At 65.3% G+C, this 17,352-nt stretch carries 15 protein-coding genes; 12 read left to right on the plus strand and 3 right to left on the minus strand.

Annotated features, from left to right (window positions below; translation table 11 throughout):
- Positions 1 to 65 precede the first annotated feature (65 nt).
- The 5 genes from HMI59_RS12270 to HMI59_RS12290 all read left to right on the plus strand — a co-directional run bounded on the left by HMI59_RS12270 (position 66) and on the right by HMI59_RS12290 (position 5,036).
- Positions 66 to 329 (plus strand): YegP family protein, encoded by a 264-nt coding sequence (locus HMI59_RS12270; RefSeq protein ID WP_193591471.1) that lies wholly within the window; start codon positions 66 to 68, stop codon positions 327 to 329.
- An 18-nt stretch (positions 330 to 347) separates the two neighbouring features.
- Positions 348 to 2,762: an HAD-IC family P-type ATPase gene (locus HMI59_RS12275; RefSeq protein WP_193591472.1), complete on the plus strand. Its 2,415-nt coding sequence runs from the start codon at positions 348 to 350 to the stop codon at positions 2,760 to 2,762.
- 22 nt (positions 2,763 to 2,784) lie between these two features.
- Positions 2,785 to 3,783 carry a zinc-dependent alcohol dehydrogenase family protein gene (locus tag HMI59_RS12280; protein WP_193591473.1) on the plus strand — a complete coding sequence of 333 codons (999 nt, stop codon included), beginning with the start codon at positions 2,785 to 2,787 and terminating at the stop codon, positions 3,781 to 3,783.
- A gap of 451 nt (positions 3,784 to 4,234) precedes the next feature.
- Complete coding sequence (locus tag HMI59_RS12285; RefSeq protein ID WP_193591474.1) at positions 4,235 to 4,657, plus strand: Hsp20/alpha crystallin family protein; 423 nt, start codon at positions 4,235 to 4,237, stop codon at positions 4,655 to 4,657.
- Positions 4,658 to 4,778: 121 nt separating this feature from the next.
- Positions 4,779 to 5,036, plus strand: coding sequence for a metal-sensitive transcriptional regulator (locus HMI59_RS12290; protein WP_021472132.1), 258 nt, complete (start codon positions 4,779 to 4,781; stop codon positions 5,034 to 5,036).
- 43 nt (positions 5,037 to 5,079) lie between these two features.
- Here the strand turns inward: HMI59_RS12290 and HMI59_RS12295 are convergent, their stop codons facing one another.
- From HMI59_RS12295 to ppsA, 3 genes are read right to left on the minus strand one after another with little or no spacing between them, the layout of a single operon-like run.
- Positions 5,080 to 6,105, minus strand: a complete 1,026-nt coding sequence (locus HMI59_RS12295) for a 6-phosphofructokinase (RefSeq protein ID WP_166186267.1) — start codon at positions 6,103 to 6,105, stop codon at positions 5,080 to 5,082.
- Positions 6,102 to 9,257: an HAD-IA family hydrolase gene (locus HMI59_RS12300; RefSeq protein WP_193591475.1), complete on the minus strand. Its 3,156-nt coding sequence runs from the start codon at positions 9,255 to 9,257 to the stop codon at positions 6,102 to 6,104. Before HMI59_RS12300 ends, HMI59_RS12295 begins: the two co-directional genes overlap by 4 nt.
- Before the next feature lie 6 nt (positions 9,258 to 9,263).
- Complete coding sequence (gene ppsA, locus HMI59_RS12305) at positions 9,264 to 11,672, minus strand: phosphoenolpyruvate synthase (RefSeq protein ID WP_193591476.1); 2,409 nt, start codon at positions 11,670 to 11,672, stop codon at positions 9,264 to 9,266.
- Between the two features lie 127 nt (positions 11,673 to 11,799).
- On the opposite strand from ppsA, the gene HMI59_RS12310 reads away from it, so the two are divergent.
- From HMI59_RS12310 to HMI59_RS12340, 7 genes are read left to right on the plus strand one after another with little or no spacing between them, the layout of a single operon-like run.
- Positions 11,800 to 12,129: a DUF3040 domain-containing protein gene (locus HMI59_RS12310; protein WP_166186264.1), complete on the plus strand. Its 330-nt coding sequence runs from the start codon at positions 11,800 to 11,802 to the stop codon at positions 12,127 to 12,129.
- Positions 12,126 to 12,590, plus strand: a complete 465-nt coding sequence (locus HMI59_RS12315) for a flavodoxin domain-containing protein (RefSeq protein ID WP_166186263.1) — start codon at positions 12,126 to 12,128, stop codon at positions 12,588 to 12,590. Before HMI59_RS12310 ends, HMI59_RS12315 begins: the two co-directional genes overlap by 4 nt.
- Positions 12,587 to 13,021 carry a universal stress protein gene (locus HMI59_RS12320; RefSeq protein ID WP_193591477.1) on the plus strand — a complete coding sequence of 145 codons (435 nt, stop codon included), beginning with the start codon at positions 12,587 to 12,589 and terminating at the stop codon, positions 13,019 to 13,021. Before HMI59_RS12315 ends, HMI59_RS12320 begins: the two co-directional genes overlap by 4 nt.
- Positions 13,022 to 13,065: 44 nt before the next feature.
- Positions 13,066 to 14,052, plus strand: a complete 987-nt coding sequence (locus HMI59_RS12325) for an ABC transporter ATP-binding protein (RefSeq protein ID WP_193591478.1) — start codon at positions 13,066 to 13,068, stop codon at positions 14,050 to 14,052.
- Complete coding sequence (locus HMI59_RS12330; RefSeq protein ID WP_166186261.1) at positions 14,049 to 14,819, plus strand: ABC transporter permease; 771 nt, start codon at positions 14,049 to 14,051, stop codon at positions 14,817 to 14,819. The genes HMI59_RS12325 and HMI59_RS12330 overlap by 4 nt, the downstream gene beginning before the upstream one ends.
- Complete coding sequence (locus HMI59_RS12335) at positions 14,816 to 16,357, plus strand: DUF4389 domain-containing protein (protein WP_193591479.1); 1,542 nt, start codon at positions 14,816 to 14,818, stop codon at positions 16,355 to 16,357. Before HMI59_RS12330 ends, HMI59_RS12335 begins: the two co-directional genes overlap by 4 nt.
- Positions 16,338 to 17,336 (plus strand): polysaccharide deacetylase family protein, encoded by a 999-nt coding sequence (locus HMI59_RS12340; protein ID WP_227471373.1) that lies wholly within the window; start codon positions 16,338 to 16,340, stop codon positions 17,334 to 17,336. Before HMI59_RS12335 ends, HMI59_RS12340 begins: the two co-directional genes overlap by 20 nt.
- Positions 17,337 to 17,352: the final 16 nt, after the last annotated feature.

A 17,352-nucleotide genomic window follows, 5' to 3' on the forward strand; every position in this document is an offset into this window, starting at 1 on the left:
TCCGACCACCAGCGCGCCCACGCCACCGGGGAAGGGGCGTTGACGTTCTAGTTGAGAGTTCCACCATGTCTGGACATTTCGAAGTTTTCGTCGATGCGTATTCCCACTTTCGGTTCCGCCTTGTTGGCCCCAGGGGAAACACCCTGCTGGAGTCAGGCCCCTACGACGACAAACAGGCGATAGCCATCGCCATCTTCGACGTGCGCGAATGTGCAGGTACCGGCCTGGTGGAAGACCACAGCACCAAGCCCGCTCCGCGCTGGCCCCCGGCGTCGGGCCCGCACCCATCCCTGCGACGGCGGTCAACGCCAGTGGCGGCGCCGCATTGAACTGTAGGGCGCCGGGACATGCAAGGACTCACCCGGGCGGACGTCGCACTCCGCATCGACCATGGCTTGGACAACAGTGCACAACTACCAGCCAGTCGGAGCCTGCGCGCCATCATCAGGGCGAACGTCCTGACACTTTTCAATGGCCTGGTTTTTGCGGCCTTTGCGATGTTGCTCGTCCTGGGGCAATGGCAGGATGCACTCTTCGGGCTCGCCGCGATGGGAAACATCATTATCGGAGTGGTTCAGGAGTACCGGGCCAAAAGGGCCCTGGACCGTTTGGCCATCCTGCATAGTGCGCCGGCAACGGTGCTCCGGGACGGGACGGAACAAGTGATCCCGGGACGGGAACTCGTCAAGGACGACATTGTGGTTCTGGGCGCCGGGGACCAGCTGTCTGCCGACGCCGTCAGCCTTGGCGCCGGCAGCCTCGACGTCGACGAATCACTCCTGACGGGAGAATCCGAACCCGCCCGGAAGAGTGCCGGCCAGGTCCTGCTGTCGGGTTCATTGGTGGTGTCCGGATCGGGGTTCGCCCGGATCACCACCGTGGGCCTTGAGACCTTCGCCCAACGCATCGCGACGGAAGCCAAACGCTTCTCGCTCGTGACCTCCGAGATCCGCTCCGGAATCAACAAGGTCCTGAAAGTCATTGCATGGCTTGTCCTTCCGTTGTCCGCGTTGGTCCTCAATTCCCAAATGATCCAGCACGGCGGATGGAACGCGGCGCTCGCGTCCGGCGACTGGAAGGAAGGCGTGGTGCCGGCCGTGGCCAGCACCATCGCGATGATCCCCTTGGGCCTGGTCCTGCTGACCAGCGTGGCGTTCGCCGTCGGGGCGATCCGGCTGGCCAGGCTGCGGGTCATCGTCCAGGAACTGGCCGCCGTGGAGGTCTTGGCGAGGGTTGACGTCCTGTGCCTGGATAAGACCGGGACGCTGACGGACGGCCGGATGGTTTTCGACGCAGTTCATCTGCTCGGACCGGAGGAAGAATTTCCGGAGTGGCGGGATGCCCTGGAATGCTTCGGTGCCACCCAGCGTACAAACGCGACCGCCCGCGCCTTAAAGGCCGCCTTTCCGCCGCGAAGTGCACAACCTCTCCTGGCCTCGGTATCTTTCGACCCTGCGCGGCGCTGGAGCTCCGTCACGTTCGCCGGTGCCTCAGGAGTGCCCCGGACGTGGCTCCTGGGTGCCCCCGGGGTTGTTCTTGGCACGGCTGAAGAGGCGCGTGGGCGCGCTTCCGCCTTGGCCTCCTCCGGTCTCCGGACCCTGGCTCTGGTACTGGCTGCAGGAAACGACGCCGGGGGTACCGGCGGGATTCCTTCTCCCGCCGGCGCTTCACCGGTGCTGTTGGTCACGTTTCGGGAATCGATACGGGAGGACGCCTCAGCCACGCTGGATTACTTCCGGGAACAGGGCGTGCAGATCAAGATCTTTTCCGGCGACGATCCCCGGACAGTGGGACTGCTGGCCGGGAGGTTGGGACTGGGTGGCCGCCCTGCCTGTGACGCCACAACACTTCCCGCGGATCCTGAAGCCCTGGCATCCTGCGTCCAGGACAATGCTGTGTTCGGCCGGGTAGGCCCCCACCAGAAGAAGGACCTGATCCAGGCCCTTCAACGAAAGGGCCACACCGTTGCCATGACGGGCGACGGCGTCAATGACATCCCCGCACTCAAGGTTGCCGACCTGGGCATCGCGATGGACACGGCCGCCCCGGCAACCAAAGCCGTGGCACGGCTGGTCCTGCTCGATGGACGCTTCAGCCGCCTGCCGGGCATTGTGGCCGAAGGGCGCAGGGCCATCAACAACATGGAACGGGTATCGATGCTCTTCCTCAGCAAGACCGCCTATGCCACGGTCCTGGCCGTGGCCTGCGGATTGTTGCTGCAGCCGTATCCTTTCCTCCCCCGCCAGTTGTCCGCCGTCGATGGCCTGACCATTGGATTGCCGGCGTTCTTCCTGGCGCTCCTGCCCAGCAGTCGTCGCTACGTCCCGGGCTTTCTGAAGCGTTCCCTGTCCTTCGCGATCCCGGCAGGAGTCATCACGGCCACTGCCATTCTTGGGGTCAACACCTATGCGTCCCTCAGCGGCGATCACAGTGTCCTGACAAGCCGCTCGGCCACCACCATCACCTTGACCATCATCGGATCGTGGATCCTGGCTGTGACTGCCCGGCCCCTGAACGCGACGAAGGTACTGGTCCTGGCGGGATGCTATGTGGGGATGGCAGCGGTGATGGGCCTTGATTTCCTCCGCGGGTTCTTCCTGCTCGAATGGCCTCCGCCTGACCTGTTGCTGGTCTCGGTGCTGACCGCACTGGCGGCAAGCGCCGCCGTCGAGCTTGTGGGACGGTACGTCACCCGTGGCAACCACGGTGCGGACGTGACTTTCGCCTCTGGAAGGCGGGAAGGGTCCGTGCGAGGCTCGTGATATCCGACGACGAGGAAGAGTCATGCGTGCATGGTGGGTTGATGTGCCGGGGAAGATAGCGGACAGGCCTTTGAGGATGGGCGAACGCGAGGACCCGCGGCCCGGGCCGGGCGAGGTACTGCTGCGCGTGGACGTGTGCGGTGTCTGCCGCACCGACCTCCATCTCGCCGAGGGCGACCTTCCGCCCCGCCACGCCGGGGTGATCCCCGGCCACGAGGCCGTAGGGACGGTCATGGAAAGTTTCAGCGGGGGCCGCTTCTCCCGCGGGGACAGAATCGGCGTCGCGTGGCTCGGCCAGACCTGTGGCCACTGCCCCTACTGCCGGCGCGGCCAGGAGAATCTCTGCCTGGCGCCCCGATTCACGGGGTGGGACCGTGACGGCGGCTTTGCCGACCACATGACGGTGAATGAGGACTTCGCCTATGCCTTGCCTGCGCGCTTCACCAACGAACAAGCGGCACCGCTCCTGTGCTCGGGGATTATTGGCTACAGGGCCCTGGAACGGGCTGCGCTACCGCCGGGAGGGCGGCTGGGCATCTATGGCTTCGGCGGGTCCGCCCACTTGACGGCCCAAATCGCCATCAGCCAAGGCGCGTCGGTCTACGTCATGACCCGTTCGGCACAAGCCCGGGACCTGGCCCTCAGCCTCGGAGCGGTTTATGCCGGCGACGCCTACGATGCTCCGCCGCTCCCCCTGGACTCAGCCATTCTTTTTGCTCCCGTGGGCGATCTGGTTCCGGTCGCCCTGCGGGCGTTGGATCGCGGCGGAACCCTGGCCATTGCCGGCATCCACCTCACGGACATCCCGTCCCTCAATTACGAAAATGAACTCTTCTATGAACGGCAGATCCGCAGCGTCACCGCCAATACCCGGGCCGACGGCACCGCATTCCTGGCCCTGGCCGCGGAGATCGGACTGGCCCCAACCGTCACCACCTACGACTTCACGGAAGCGGACCGTGCGCTGGAGGATCTGGCCAACGACCGCGTCACCGGCGCTGCGGTTCTGAAGATGCGGTGACAGGTCCACCGACGCGACGCCGTGGACGGCCCGGCGTGTGGGGACCAGGGGCAACGTCAGCTATGAGTCTCCGTGTCATCTCCACCCAGCCGGCGCTCCAGCTTTTCTTCCGCGGCCTCCCGGCGTTTGCCGATGCGGAGCATCCTTTGGACCAGGGGGCTGCCTTGGAGAGGGAGACCCGTCAGCCTCTTGCGGGAACGCCCTTTTCCCTGGCCGTCGTTGGGCCGTTGGGGCTCCGACTCCGGGTTGACCCGTCCACCCATCACTGACTCCTCCCTGCACCCGGCAATTCCGCGGGCATGTCCCCATCCTGCAGCAGTCCCCGGCGCAGGGTAAGGGCCGGAAGACCCCGGCGCGGGCGGGGACTTTGGACTCTGGAAGCCGCGCTGCCAAGGCGAAAAGCTGGTACTGCCGGGAAAGGTTCCGCGGCGGATAAGAGATGGAGGCTGGCATGACCGAGCTGACGAAATGGCTTGATGCGCGTCGCTCACCGATGGAGCTTATCGAGAGATTGTTCGACGGCGACAGCACCGCCGGGGGGATCAAAGTCGAGGAAGTGGTTGACGGGAATACGTTGGTGATCCGTGCCGAACTTCCCGGCATCGACCCGGAAAAGGACGCGGAAATCACCGTCTCCGACGGCGGCCTGACCATCCGGGCCGAACGCCAGGAAAAGAAGGAGCACAAGGAAAAGGACAGCTACCGCTCGGAGTTCCGGTATGGCTCCTTTGTCCGCCGCATACCTTTGCCGGACGGCGTGAAGGAAGGCGACGTGACCGCTTCCTACAAGGACGGCGTCCTCGAAGTACGGGCACCCATCCCGGAAAAGACAGCGGCAGCTTCGCCGTCGAAGGTTCCCATCACCAGGAGTTGAGAACGTGCTACGGGCAGGTGCGGATGGAATGGCACCTGCCCGGCCTGTCACCAGCCGCCGCTATCAGTACACCCATGGGGGTATACCATGGAGGGCAGCAACCCACCGATGGAGCACCCTCATGGAACTGAACCCCACCGAACTCACGCCTGTGATCAACCGCCTCAAGCGCGCACAGGGGCAGCTCGCCGCCGTCACCCGCATGTTGGAAGAAGGCCGTGACTGCAAAGACGTCGTCACCCAGCTCGCCGCAGTTTCGAAGGCGCTGGACCGGGCCGGCTTCGCCATCATCGCCACGGGCCTGGAGCAGTGCATCATCCAGGAGGACCAAACGATGGACAGGAAAGAGCTGGAGAAGCTGTTCCTCTCCCTCGCCTGACGCCAGACGCCCAGACAGTAAGGCAGCAGGGCGGCAGGGCAGGTCAGCCGAACAGCATTTCGGCCTCCAAATACCGGTCCTCCGGGACCGTGTGCAGCTCACCAATCGCGGCAGCAAGGTCAACAGTAGTGACGTCCGTGCCCCGCGAGGAAACCATCACGCCCCACTCCCCCTTGGATGCTGCACGGACAGCGGCCATTCCCAACCGCGTTGCCAGGACCCTGTCGAAGGCCGTGGGCGCCCCGCCCCGCTGGATGTGCCCCAGGACCGTGGCCCTGCATTCGATTCCCGTCAGTTCCTGGAGCTGTTCCTCCAAGAGGTATCCGATCCCGCCCAAGCGCGGACGGCCAAAGGTATCGAGTCCGCGCGGGAAGTAGGGAGCATCCTGGCCTGATGGAACGTAGGCCTCCGCCACCACCACCAGTGGCGCCCTGCCCCGGTTCCGGGCTGACAGGACCCACGCCGCTGCCTGCTCCAGGCTCACCCGGCGTTCCGGGATCAAGATGGCGTGCGCTCCGGCGGCCATGCCTGCATGAAGGGCAATCCAGCCGGCGTTGCGCCCCATGACCTCGGCAATCATGCACCTGTGGTGGGATTCGCCGGTGGTGCGCAGCCGATCGATCGCTTCGGTGGCCGTTTGCACGGCGGTGTCGAACCCGAAGGTGTAGTCCGTTGCGCTGAGGTCGTTATCGATGGTCTTGGGGACGCCGATGACCTTGATGCCCGATTCGCCCAGGATCCGGGCAGCGGCGAGGGTGCCCTCTCCCCCCACCGCAATCAAGCCGTCAACCTGGCCGCGCTCCAAGGATGCGATGACTGCCGGGGCTCCCCCGGACGTGATGGGGTTGGTCCGGGAGGTTCCCAGTATTGTTCCGCCCAAACGCGAAAGGCCCCTGACCGATTCAAGGGTCAGGGGTACGGAGTTGTTGCTGAGCACGCCGCTCCAACCGTCCAGGTAGCCCACGAAGTCATACTGCCCGGTCCGGACCCCGGCCAGGACTGCTCCCCGGATGACGGCATTGACGCCCGGGCAGTCGCCACCGCTCGTCAGGATCCCCAACCTTTTCATCGCGAACCCGCCTGCAGCCTGAAACTCCGGCTCTCTCCTGCCGGCAGCATCAGTGTTTGGTCACGGACCTGGATCCGGAGCGGAGGAGCGCTGCCGGGAGAGGACGTGACCCGGATCCGTTCCGTGGTCAGTTCGATGCCCAGCCAGTGTCCCTGGGTCGTCACCGTGAAGGACACGGCGTTGAGTCCGTGCGGCATATTGGGGGTGAAGGTGATTCCTGAACGGTCCATCCGCAGCCCCGCGAAACTTCTTTGGATGACGTCCACCGTGCCCGCCATCGCACCGAGGTGGATACCGGCTTTGGTCGTGCCGTGCTGGGTGTCATCCAAGTCCGCGTCGAGTGCTTCGCGGTAGCTTTCCCAGGCGCGGTCAGGGTCCACGGCAGCCAGGACGGAAGCGTGCGCCACCCTGCTCAGTGTCGAGCCGTGCGCTGTCCTGGCGAGGTAGTACTCAACGGTCCGCGCCAGCTGCGCCTCGGTCATGCGGTAACCCAGTTGGTGGAGCATCGCGATGAGGCCGGAACCACCCAGCAAGTACGGCAACATGAGGACGTCCGCCTGCTTGGCGAGCTTGTAGCGGTTGACGTCATCGCCTTCCGCCCCCAGGATCAGGTCCAGCCGCTCTATGTTGTCGTACTCTTGCCGGTAGCCATCCCAGTCCAGCTCCCGCAGCAGATCGTAGCCTTCGAACTGGCTGATCAGTCCGTCTTTGTTGAACGGCACATACATGGCCCGGGAGAGCCTGCGCCAGTGTGCCCGCTCGCGTTTGCCGACACCCAGCCGTTCCAGCAGTTCCTGCTGTTCGTGGCCCGGGAACATTGAGGTGACTTCGGCGGCCTTGCCACAAACCCACGCCGCCATGACGTTCGTGTAAGCGTTGTCGTCCAGGCCGGGAACATCCCGCCCGGGCAACCAGGTGTGGTATTCATCCGGGCCCGCCACTCCGCGGATGTGGTAGCGGCGGTGACCGGGATCGTGGACGGCAAGGGAAGCAAAACAGCGTGCCACGTCTATGAGCAGCTCCGCGCCGTGTCCCAGCAACCACGGGACGTCGTTGGTGGATTCGAAGTACTGCCAGGCGTTGAACGCCACTGCGAGTCCGGCGTGGACCTGCAGGTGCGAATAATCCGGCACCCATTGTCCTGAGCGCGGGTTGTAAAGCCAATCCGGTGTTTCTTCCGTGCCGTCGCTGCCGCTCTGCCACGGAAACAGCGCACCGGACAAGCCCCTTGCGACGGCGGCCCGACGGGCGGCGGGCAGCCGCCGCCAACGGTAGTCCAGCAGGGCTTTGGAAACCTCGGGCATGCGCGGGTTCAGGACCGGGAGGACAAACAGCTCGTCCCAAAACACGTGGCCGCGGTATCCCTCGCCGTGCAGTCCACGGGCGGGAACACCGACGTCGAGTTCGGCCGTGTGCGGAGTCAGGGTCTGCAGGAGGTGGAACAAGTGCAGGTTCAGCACCAACTGAACCTGCACGGGCGCATCAAGCTGCACCTTGAACGGCCGAAGCACACGCCGCCAGGACGCTTTGTGCCGGCGCATCAGTTCTTCGAAGTCGCCCCCGGAACCTGCCAACGCAGCGGCAGCGGACGTGGCTGCCGACGAGGCTGCCCGGTCCCTGGACGTGGAGATCGCAATGATCCGATCCACTGTGACGGGGTTTTCCTCCGAGGACCGGACCTGGAAGCTCCGGAAGTGGAAACCCGCCCGGCTTTCGGTCACTCCGGTGGACCCGGAAACATCAACTGCCGCCGCTATGGCCACGCGCACCTGGCTTTGGGTGGTCTCCACCTCCGCGGCCAGGACCGGGCCGGCGTCGCGGGATGGCGGTATGGTCCTGTCGATCAGATGGACCTGGGAACTCAGCGCGGGCTCGGGCAGGTTGCTGTTGCGGACCAGGCAGTTGACCCCGGCGGTGATATCCAGGAGCCCGCTCCAGTCGCGGGGTGTGAGCCGTGTCCGGATAGCCAGGATGTGCCGGGTGTCCATGGACACGAACCTCGTTTCTTCCAGGTGGAGATGCCTCCCGTCCGGCGCTTCCAGCAGGAGATGCCGGGTCAGGACCGCCTTTTCCATATTGAGGACGCGACGTTCATGGAGGATCTCCAGGCCGCCCCCGGACCACCACGGGGTGCCTTCCAGGCGCAGGTCCAGGGGCAGGCAGTCGGGCAGGTTGACCATGTGCTCTTCCGCGACGGTTCCCTCGCCAATCGTGGCCCAAACCCTGTTATACACACCGGCCAGATACGTTCCGGCATAGCGGCCGGGCCTGCGGTTTTCAGTGACGGCTCCGCGTATCCCCATGTATCCATTGCCGAGGGTGGTCAGGGCTTCGCGGTGGCCTTCATGCTCAGGATCCATGCCCTCGTAGATCAGCAGCCACGGATCCCGCATCACGAGGCCCAGGTCCAGTTCGGCGAGGTTGTTGATCACCACGTCGGCACCGGCAGCTTCCAGGTCCGCCCGGTTGCCGTGCCGGTCAACGCCCACCACCAGGCCGAATCCGCCCCGGCTTGCGGCCAGGACCCCGGCGACGGCGTCTTCCACCACTACGGCGCGCCGCACGCTCACGTCCAGCCTGCGGGCGGCCTCCAGGAATGTATCGGGGGCCGGTTTGCCGGCCAGGCCATGCGACGCTGCCACGCGGCCATCGATGACCACCGAGAACGAGTCCAGCAGGTTGGCGGCGGCAAGGACGGGGGTCGCGTTCCGGCTGGAGGTTACCAACGCGGTGGCGACACCGGCGTCCTTCAAGTTCTCCAGGAACCGGCCGGTGCCCGGAAAGATCTGCACGCCTCCTTCCTGCAGCCGTCTCAGGTAGGCCTTGTTCTTCCAAGCCCCAAGCCCGACGGCGGTCCAGTCGCCGCCGGCGTCCTGCGGGGTTCCCGGCGGGATGTCCACTCCCCTGGATGCCATGAGCCCGATCAGCCCTTGTTCCCGGGGCTTGCCGTCCACCAAGGCGTAGTAGTCATCCGGTGTGAAGGGGGCCCGGCTTCCATCCTTCGGGTAGCGGGGGTCATTAATGATGGCTTCGTACGCCTCTTTCCACGCCGCGAGGTGAACGAGGGCCGTATTTGTCACCACTCCATCCAGGTCAAGAATGACTGCGTCGTAAGGAGCTGCAGCCGCTGCTGCGGTGGGCGACTTTTTCATTGACCGCTACAGCCATCGGAACTCGGCGTCGGCGATCAATGGCAGAGTGCGGAGGAAGGTGTCGGGGTTGAGCGAGATCGAGTCGATGCCTTCACCCACCAGGAACTCAGCGAAGTCCGGATGGTTGCTGGGCCCTTGGCCGCAGAGTCCGATCTTGATGCCCGCCTTGTGGGCTTCCCGGATTGCCTGGGAGATCATGGCCGTCACGGCCGGGTCCCGTTCGTCAAAGAGTCCGGAGAGCTGCTCGGAATCCCGGTCAACGCCCAGGACCAGCTGGGTGAGGTCGTTGGATCCAATGGAGAAGCCGTCGAAGTACGTGGCGAACCGGGCGGCGAGGACCACGTTGGAGGGTATCTCGCACATCATGTAGACCTGCAGGCCGTCCTGCCCACGGACCAAGCCGTTGCTTGCCATGGCTTCCAGCACGGTGCGCGCTTCCTGGACGGTTCGGCAGAACGGCACCATCACAATGACGTTCCTGAAGCCTGCCTTCTCCCGGACCCGTTTCAACGCACGGCATTCCAAAGCAAAGGCCTCCCGGTATTCGTCGCTGTAATAGCGGGACGCGCCGCGGAAGCCCAGCATGGGATTTTCCTCGGGACGCTCAAAGAACGTCCCGCCAATGAGGTGGCCGTATTCGTTGCTTTTGAAGTCGGAGAGCCGCACAATCACCGGCTTGGGGTGGAACGGGGCCGCAATCTTCGCGATCCCGGTGGCCAGGACGTCAACGAAGTACTCCTCGGGATCCGCGTGGTTTGCCCACAGGGACTTGATGGTTTCAGCTTCGGCAACGTCAGTGACCCTTTCCGGGTGGACCAGTGCCATCGGGTGGACGCGGATCAGGTTGTTGATGATGAATTCCATGCGGGCCAGTCCGACGCCGGCGGCCGGCAGCCGCCACCACCGCATCGCTGCTGCCGGGCTGGCCATGTTGATCATGAGTTGGGTTCTAATGGCGGGCAGCGTCCCGGTGTCCACCTCCTCGACGTCGAACTTCAACGTCCCTTCGTAGACGCGGCCCTGTTCACCTTCGGCGCAGGAGAGAGTCACAGGGGCGCCCTGCTCCAGGGTCAGGGTTGCGTTTCCCGTACCGACCACCGCCGGCACGCCGAGTTCCCTGCTGACGATGGCCGCGTGGCTGGTGGGACCGCCGTGATCGGTGACTATGCCGGCAGCCCGTTTCATGATGGGCACCCAGTCGGGATCCGTCACGCGGGTCACCAGGATGGAACCGTCGATGAAGTCCTCAAGGTCCCGGGCGTCCAGGATCCGCGACACTTTACCGGTGGTGATGGCATCTCCCACGGCCGCGCCGCGGGCCAGGACAGTTCCGCTTTCCTCCAGTTTGTACATCCGGAAGGACGTCAGCGGGCGTTGGGCCTGGACGGTCTCGGGCCGGGCCTGGACCATGAACAGTTCGCCCGTGATTCCGTCCTTGGCCCACTCCATGTCCATCGGCCGTCCGTAGTGCTCTTCCACAGCGACAGCCCAGCGGGCCAGGAGGAGCACTTCAGCATCACTGAGGACCAGCGCCTTCCGCTCCGCCTCGCTCGTGTCCACCATTTGCGTTCCGGTGTCCCCGTCCTGGCCGTAAATGAGTTTGCGCTCTTTGGTCCCGACCTCCCGCTGGATGATGGGAACAAGGTCAGGATCGGCGAGCAAAGGCTTGAAGACCTGGTACTTGTCCGGGTTGATGGTTCCCTGGACCACAGTCTCTCCGAGTCCCCAGGCCGCGCTGATCACAGCACAACGCGGAAAGCCCGACTCAGTGTCGATGGAGAACATCACCCCGGATGCGCCAAGGTCCGAGCGCACCATGCGCTGGACGCCTACTGACAAAGCGACATCCAGATGCTCAAACCCCTTGATTTCCCGGTAGCTGATGGCCCGGTCGGTAAAGAGGGAAGCAAAGCAGCGCTTGCAGGCGTCCAGGACCGCTGCGGATCCCGAGACGTTCAGGTAGGTTTCCTGCTGTCCGGCGAAACTGGCATCGGGAAGATCCTCCGCCGTCGCACTGCTTCGTACTGCCACGGCCACGTTCTGCCCGCTGCCACGGCGGCAAAGTTCAGCGTAGCCGGCACTGATGGCTGCAGCGGTTTCAGGCGGGAACTCTGCCCCCAGAATGGCGTTCCGGATGCGGCTTCCGGCTTCCCTCAACGATGTCTTCCGCAGGCGGTAATCGTTGATGCAACCGGCAATCAAGGACTCCAGGCCATTGACGGCCAGGAACTGGCGGTACGCATCCGCCGTCGTTGCGAAGCCTTCGGGGACCCGGACGCCGGCAGCCTGCAAAGCCCGGGTCAACTCGCCAAGGGAGGCGTTCTTCCCCCCGATCCTTGGAATGTCGGCAAGACCGGCAGCGTCGAACCACAGGACATGGGTGTTGGCCAAGGCAGCCTTCGGTGCTGAATCCATGAATGGATTCTGCGCTGGCCCGCCACGATGCGGGAGGGTCTTTGTACCCGCCGCTTGAGGTGACTTTCGGCCCTGTTTTGGTTGTGCCCCCATTGAGCATGCTGGAGGCACAAGCAGGAGGCCGACCATGGAACTTTCACATTTCGAGAAACAGGAACTGGACAAGATCGCGCGCGGGCTGGAAGAAGACGATCCACGACTTGCCACCCTCATGAGCCTTCAGGACCTCCGGGGACACCGCTGGAAGCGGACCCAACGAGGCTTGCTGGTGGCCTTGGGCGGCCTGGGGATCCTGTTGGCCAGCCTCCCTTTGGGCAGTCCCCCGCTCGGGGTGCTGGGTTTCATGATGATGGGCGGCGGCACCTACTGGGCAACACTGCTCATGGACGACAGCCCTCTTCGACGCGCCCCGAAGAATGCGGGGAACCTCCCTAACACCCACGAGGAAATGCCATGAAAGCTGTGATCATGTACGACTCGGCCTACGGGAACACAAAGTCCGTGGCAGAAGCAATAGCAGCGGGGTTGGAGAACAGCCGGACTGTCCCGGTGTCGCAATTCCGCAGCAGCGACGTCTCAGTCGGGGACCTGCTGGTGGTCGGCAGTCCGATCAACGGGTGGCGCCCTACCGAAGCCGTCACCAAGGCCCTGGACGCAGCCGGAGCGGACGGCCTGGCCGGCGTGCTGGCTGCGGCCTTCGATACCAGGGTCAAATTGTTCATCCATGGCGATGCCGCCAAGAAGATCTCCCACGGACTGCAGAAAGCCGGGGCCACGATCGTGGCCCAGCCCATGCCCTTCTACGTCAAAGGCACGGAAGGGCCGCTGTTGGAGGGCGAAATCAAACGGGCCTTCTCCTGGAGCCATGAACTGGCGGCCTCGGTGAAAGCCCTCGCGTCAAGGAAGGGCACATCATGAGCAGCCGTCTGGATCCCAGCAAAATCATCGTCGGCGTCGACGGTTCCGCCGCGTCCAAGCAAGCCCTTCGCGAAGGGCAACGCCTGGCGCTCGCGCTTAACGCCCCGCTCGAAGCGTGGGGCTGCTGGGAACTTCCCTTGGGCTACGAAGGCTACCTTGCCATGGGAATTGACGGATTTGCCCACACGGCAGAGGAAAACGTCAAAGAAACCCTCAAGGAAGTCTTTGGTCCGAAGTTGCCCAAGAATGTCAGTACGCGGCTGGTCCAAGGCTCCCCCCGGGCGGCCCTGGTGGAAGGCAGCAAGCATGCCGCCCTCCTGGTTGTAGGACGGCGGGGGCACGGTGGCTTCGGCGGGCTTCTTTTGGGTTCGGTCAGTTCCGCGGTGGTAGCCCATGCCCACTGCCCGGTCGTCGTGGTCCACACACCTTAGGCATCGCGTCGGAACAAAGGTCGGAACAAAGCAGGCCCCTTCAGATGGAAGCACACCACATCCTTCCCCAGCCTTCGCAGGAGTCCGCGCACCTGGCGAACCCTCCGGCCGCCGTCGAGTGCTCTGCGTTGAGCAAAGCGTTCGGCCGCCATGTGGCGCTGGACGCCATCGACCTGCATGTCCCTCCGGGTTCCATCTTCGGACTCGTCGGGCCCAATGGGGCGGGGAAGACCACGCTCCTGCGCATCCTCACAGGGCTGTCCCGGGCGTCGGCCGGATCCGTGCACCTGTTGGGCCGGGAACTTCGCGCCGATGACCCGGACGTGCGCCGGGATATCGGGTACCTTCCGGACGTTCCCGCGTTCTACGACGGGATGACGTCCACCCAGGCGCTTCGGCTGGCCGGCCGGTTATCCGGCCTCGACGGAGCCGGACTCAGCGGGCGCATCCGCGACACGTTGCAGCTCGTCCGGCTCGAAGCGGGCAAACAGCGCATCGGCAAGTACTCACGCGGCATGCGCCAGCGTCTCGGAGTTGCGCAGGCTTTGATCAACGCACCAAAACTGCTGCTGCTGGACGAGCCCACCAGTGCGCTTGACCCCGCGGGCAGGAAGGAACTGCTCGATTTCCTTGTGACCTTGCGGGGCCGGACCACGGTCTTTTTCTCCACGCACATCCTCAGTGACGTCGAGCGGGTTTGCGACCACGTTGCTGTCCTGGACAAAGGGAAGGTCCTGTCCCAGTCCACCATGGAGGAACTCCGTGCCCGGCACGGCCAACAAACCATCGCCGTGGAAGTCACGGACGGGGCGGAGCAGTTGGCCCACCGGATCGCCCAAGCCCCTTGGGCGTTGTCAGTGCGGCCGGGGCCGGGCGGCGAAATCATGGTGCGGGCCACCGACCCTGCTGCTGCCCAACGTGGAATTCCTGCGCTCGTGGCGAGCGCTGGCATTGGCCTGGTCCGGCTGGACAGCGCCGAGCTCAGCCTGGAAGACGTGTTCCTTGAGCTGACGGGAGTACCAGCGCAGTGAAAACCTTCCCGGCCCTCGCCGCCAAAGAAACACAGGAGATCGTCCACACGTGGCGGATCTGGGTTCTTCCCGCGATCATCCTTGTCTTCGCGGTGAGTGGCCCACCCCTGGCGAAGATCACCCCCGAACTCCTGGCGTCCCTCACGCCATCTGGCCAACAATCCCTTGTTTTGCCGCCGGCGACGTTCGCCGATGCCTACGGCCAATGGGTCAAGAACCTGTCCCAACTGGTCCTTTTCGCCATCATCATCATGTACGGCGGGATCGTCTCCACCGAGGTGCGCGACGGTACGGCCGCCTTCGTGCTGACCAAGCCCGTGCGACGCGCCACCTTCATCACCGCCAAGGCCGTTGTCCATGCACTTTTCATCGCGGCCGTGTTCGCGGCAGGAACCACCATCACATGGATCACCACGGGTGTGGTGTTCGGCACGGCACCGGCTGCGCAGTTGTGGGGTCCGGCCGCCATGCTCTGCCTGTTGGCGCTGCTCCTGCTGGCGTTCATGGAGTTCTTCTCGGTGGTCATTCCCGCCCCGGCCGGCGCAGCCGGTGCAGGCCTGGGACTGTACGCCCTGTTGGCGGTGGGCGGGGCGTGGGACCCCCTGTTCAGGTTCTCGCCGGCCGGCGTGCCCGGGATCGCGGCGAGCGTGGCCGCCGGCCAAAGCCATCCCGCAGCGGTGTGGCCCGTGGTGACGACGCTGATTGCAGCCGGGGCGGCGGTCGCGGTGGCCGTGTTCGTTTTCCAGCGGAAGGAGTTGCAGCCATGAAGCGACCCGGCGCAATCGTGATGCTCACAGTGGGAATCGTGCTCTCCCTCATCGGCTTCACCCTCGCCTCCGCCGGTGCTGCGGCGGCCTGGCTGGGCGCCGCACAGCGCGACGGCGGTTACTTCACGTCCCGCACGGAGCGCTTCACTGTCCCGTCCTTCGCCTTGGTTTCGCCGCATCTGGACGCTGTTGGTGAGGGAACCCCCGAAAGGCTCCCCTTCGACGTCGGAACCCTGCGGCTACGGGCGACGGCCGCGGATCCGGACCAAAGCATCTTCATCGGGATCGCACCCCGGGAAGACGTGGACCGCTACCTTGCCGGAGTGCACTACACCGAGTTGCAGGAAGTGAAGTTCAATCCCTTCCGGCCCGTCTACCGGGACGTTTCCGGTCTGTCCAGCCCGGCCCCGGCAAGCAGCCAGGACATCTGGGTTGCTTCCGCATCGGGCCAAGGCCTGCAGGAACTGACATGGAAGATCACACCCGGCACCTGGACGGTAGTTGTCATGAACGCCGACGCGGCCCAAGGTGTCTCCGCGGACCTGCAGGCGGGTTTCAGGTCCGAGCTCATCAGGCCCGCAGCAACCGGCCTGCTGGTTGCCGGCGGACTGGCGCTGGTAGTCGGCTTGCCACTGCTGGTCATCGGCGCGGTGGGACTGGGGCGTCGAGGGACGCCCGGGCCGCCACCACCGGCAGGGGTTCCCGGACGCGGCCCCGCCCCGGCACGCAGTGAATCGCCGGTACCCGGTGGGTCGCCGCCGGCCATCACGTGGGACCAAGCCCATCCCGTCAGGCTGACAGGCCATGTTGACGCCGGCCTCTCCCGCGGGTTGTGGCTCGTCAAATGGCTGCTGGCCATTCCGCACTTCTTCGTGTTGTTCTTCCTGTGGTTCGCTTTCGCCGTCACAACAGTTGTGGCGTGGTTCGCCATCCTCTTCACCGGCCGGTACCCGCAGTCGCTCTTCCACTTCAACGTCGGTGTGCTGCGTTGGACGTGGCGCGTCGCGTTCTACGCCTACGCGGCAGGAGGAACGGACAAGTATCCGCCCTTCACCCTCGAGCACGCCGACTACCCAGCCACCCTGGACGTCCAATACCCGCAACGGCTCTCGCGTGGCCTGGTCCTCGTGAAATCGTGGCTGCTGCTGATCCCGCACTGGCTCGTCATCGGAGCCGTCACCGGTAGTGCGACGTGGGCCTGGCGCACCCAGGACGGCCCGGCAGGGGTGGTCACCGAACGCGGCGGCGGGTTGTCCCTGTTGGCCCTTCTGGTGCTCATCGCCCTGGTGATCCTGCTCTTTTCCGGACGCTATCCGCGACCCCTTTTCGCCTTCATCATGGGGATCAACCGCTGGGCTTACCGCGTCGTCGTCTACGGTGCCCTCATGAGGGACGAATACCCGCCGTTCCGCCTGGACCAGGGACCTGACGAACCCGATCCAGCGGCCCCCGGGGACACGGACCCCCTCCCGGCCGGCCACCAGGGTCCGCCGGCCGGGCGGCCCGGAAGGCCTGACGGTGGCGGCGACCGGGGCTGAGTCACCACGCCCGGAGCAGGGACGCAGGGCACGACGCCGGGTGGTCGCCGTCGTGCTGGCAGCGACCGTGATCCTCCTGGCGGCCGCCGTCACGATCACGCTCCTGGTGGCGGGGCCCGGCGGGACGCCGTCGGCGACCACGTCCTCGGGTTCCCTGGCCCCGACCCCCGGCACCACCGGCGTCGTGTCTCCCTCCCCCACCGCCGATACGGGACCCACCGCGGACACGGAACCCACGGCAAAGACCGGCGGACCGACGCCGCTCCCCCCGGAACCCGGCCCCACCGCGAGCAGCCCCGCGCCGCCCGCGACTCCCGGTGCAACAGCCGCGCCACCCCTTCCGCCGGGGCTGCTGGGGCAGGACCTGACCATCATCCCGGGGGCCGGGAACAACATCGTCCTGACATTCGACGCCGGCGCGAACGCCGCCGGGCTGGACAGCATCCTGGCAACGCTGGCCAACAGGCAGGTGAAAGGCACGTTCTTCCTGACCGGGGCCTGGGCCGCATCCAACCCATCCGGCGTGGCACGGATCGTGGCATCCGGGCATCGGGTGGGAAACCACTCCATGACCCATCCCGCAATGACCCGGCTCCCGGAGCAGGCCATCTCCGCGGAAATCCGGGATGCCGAAGCGGCGATAACCGCTGCCGGAGGCGACCCCCGGCCTTTGTTCCGCTTCCCGTTCGGAGACCGGGATGAGCGGACCATCAACGCGGTCAATTCTTTGGGCTACGTCCCTGTCCGCTGGACCGTGGACACTTTGGGGTGGAAAGGCACCAGCGGCGGCATGTCCCGGAGCGGGGTGGCAGAGCGGGTCCTGGGCAACCTGCAACCCGGCGGAATCATCCTCATGCACCTCGGCTCGAATCCCGACGACGGAAGCACCCTCGACGCCGACGCATTGGCTGACGTCATTGACGGCATCCGGTCCGCCGGGTACGGCTTTGTGACCCTCGACCGGCTGCTTGGCCCCTAGGCATACGGAATCCCGG

This window comes from Paenarthrobacter sp. YJN-5 (assembly GCF_015040095.1).
Classification (GTDB): Bacteria; Actinomycetota; Actinomycetes; order Actinomycetales; family Micrococcaceae; genus Arthrobacter; species Arthrobacter ureafaciens.